Source organism: Streptomyces sp. NPDC093149 (assembly GCF_044754145.1).
Classification (GTDB): Bacteria; Actinomycetota; Actinomycetes; order Streptomycetales; family Streptomycetaceae; genus Streptomyces.
In genome coordinates this window covers 1-2,138 of sequence record NZ_JBIVON010000074.1, presented here as the reverse complement: position 1 = coordinate 2,138, position 2,138 = coordinate 1, and the positions used below count along the sequence as shown (strand labels likewise).

Below are 2,138 nucleotides of genomic sequence, written 5' to 3'. Positions count from 1 at the left end.
TCAAGCTGAACACCCGCCCCCGGCAGACCCTCGGGTTCGAAACTCCCGCTGATAGGCTCGCGGCAGCTGTTGCATCAACCGGTTGACTCCGCCGCGGCTACCTTCAGCTATCTCACGACGCTCACCCTGAGTGCGAAACAGGGCGCGGAGGAGCAGGCTGAGGCCGCGCACATCCGCCAGGCGTTCCTGGTTCCGCAGGACACCAAGCCGTACATGTCGGCGAAGAAGGTGCCCGGACAGACCGCGAAGGACCCGCGCACCGTACGGTGAGCCAGGCCCGCAACGACAAGAACCGTGCTGCGGCTGTCAAGCAGTGCAAGCGGTACTGGGGACCCAAGTACACCAATGGTGGCAAGGAGTGCGACGAGTACCCGTTCGCCAGTACCTACGAGGGAGCGGCGGAACACGAGTTCGACCAGGAAGCCAAGAAGTTCAACTTCTCAGCCAAGCCCATCCCGAAAGACGACAACCAGGCCGGCGGCCTGATCCTTAAGAGCTTCCACGGCAAGAACCGCATCCTCGATGGACTCGACGACGGCTTCATCGTCAAGATCGTCTCCTGATCTGAGGTGCGCGTCGGCGGGACCGGACCACCCCGCCGACGCGCTCTCCGCCTACGCGTTCGCCGGCCAGAACTGGATGAGGTAGCACTCCACCCCGACTCCGGTGCCATCGCCCTCCGACAGCGCAGCGGCCTCTGCCCGGCCGGCACAGCTGACCCGGACCCGCCAGGAGCCGCCGGAGTCTGCCAGCACGATGACGTCGTCCATCCGGCCCGTGTGCATGGACCAGACCGCCAATTGCCCGCTGGCGGACTCGAGATCGGCTTCAGCCTGCTCGTCCCAGCCAGCCGGATCCTGCGGGGGCGGAGCACTGTCCCACACCTCGACGTTCACTGTTGCGGTGTGAGTGTGGCCACCACTGGTGATGTCCAGGCGCCCGGGATGGGTGCCGAGGAAGACACCGAAGTCGAACTCGTCCGGGAAAGCAACCGGTAGGTCCGCATCATCGGATTCCTGCAACCCGAACGCGTGATACCCCACATACGCTTCCACACGTTGCTGCCGGACGATCTGCGCCACGAACTTTCCCTTCAAAGCTGAGCTGCCGGTCTCTCCGAGATGGTAAGCCGCGCCGCTGCGCGGCCGGTTCGGGGCGTGTTGGTTCTCGCCGCCCGGCCCGCTTCCGCGGACAAGAGCCTGCTGAGGAAGCCGGTCAGCTGGGAGCGGCTGGGTGACCTGCCGGATACAGGCTCCCAGTGGGAGTGTGCCTTGTGGCGGCCGGTTCCGCCGGACGGCTACGTGGCCCTCGGCGACATCGCTGCCCGCCGGGACATCGGCCCTGAGGGGTACGGAGGATGGGCGGACACCATGTGCGTCAAGAAGACGCACAACGGCCGTAACTACGTACGGCAGGCCGAATGCAGCGAGTTGCTGTACGAGGAGAACGGCTGGAAGCTCTGGTCGATCGCCACCCCGCCCTACCCGGACGGGGACCTGGACGAGCACCTGTACCTGCCGATGGGCTGCTTCACCGCAGTCCGCTCCGAAGGCCACCCCGCCCCCACCCCGGTCACGTGGACCCTTGACCTGCCCGCCATCATCGACAAGCGAGACGGCCCGGAGATCCCCGAGCTGACCTCGCACAACCGGCCGCCGGCCACGATCGTGATCACCGACCGGACTGTGACCGTGCCCTACTTCATGGTCAAGGACGACGCCCGCAACGATAGGTGGAAGCGGGACAACTCCCCCTTCTACAAGATCGAGCGCAAACGCCACTACGAGCTGATCCTCTACCGGGACAACCGCAATGGCACCGTGGAGCAGGAGGAGTCGCAGGCCGTCACCACCGGAGTGTCCGAGGAGAACAGCGAAGCCTTCTCCCAGAACACCGGCGTCACCGTCAGCGAGTCGGTCGGCGTAGAGGTCGGAGCCCGCCCGTTCGGTATCGGAGCCGGTGTCACCGTGACCTCCTCAGTGTCCGCAACCATCGAGACCGGCTACGAGTCGCGCTACAGCGTCTCCGCCATGCGTCAGGAGACCAAGACCCGCGGCCTGGCCATCCCCCCGCACAGCTCCGCGTGCCTGTGGATGGAACACCACAGGCTCATCACCCGGCGCGGCAACGGCGACGAC

General features: G+C 65.9%; 4 protein-coding genes. 3 read left to right on the top strand and 1 reads right to left on the bottom strand.

Going from position 1 to position 2,138, the window contains the following annotated elements:
* Window positions 1–69 precede the first annotated feature (69 nt).
* Both ACIQCZ_RS42555 and ACIQCZ_RS42550 read left to right on the top strand, forming a co-directional pair.
* Window positions 70–270, top strand: coding sequence for a hypothetical protein (locus ACIQCZ_RS42555; RefSeq protein ID WP_402291590.1), 201 nt, complete (start codon window positions 70–72; stop codon window positions 268–270).
* Entirely contained in the window at window positions 267–563 is a 297-nt protein-coding gene (locus ACIQCZ_RS42550) for a NucA/NucB deoxyribonuclease domain-containing protein (RefSeq protein ID WP_402291588.1), read from the top strand. Before ACIQCZ_RS42555 ends, ACIQCZ_RS42550 begins: the two co-directional genes overlap by 4 nt.
* Before the next feature lie 51 nt (window positions 564–614).
* Here ACIQCZ_RS42550 and ACIQCZ_RS42545 read toward each other — a convergent pair whose 3' ends face one another.
* On the bottom strand, window positions 615–1,082 hold the full coding sequence (locus tag ACIQCZ_RS42545) for a hypothetical protein (RefSeq protein ID WP_402291586.1): 468 nt from the start codon (window positions 1,080–1,082) through the stop codon (window positions 615–617).
* 75 nt (window positions 1,083–1,157) lie between these two features.
* On the opposite strand from ACIQCZ_RS42545, the gene ACIQCZ_RS42540 reads away from it, so the two are divergent.
* On the top strand, window positions 1,158–2,138 hold a 981-nt coding region (locus tag ACIQCZ_RS42540), incomplete at its 3' end, for a hypothetical protein (protein ID WP_402291585.1).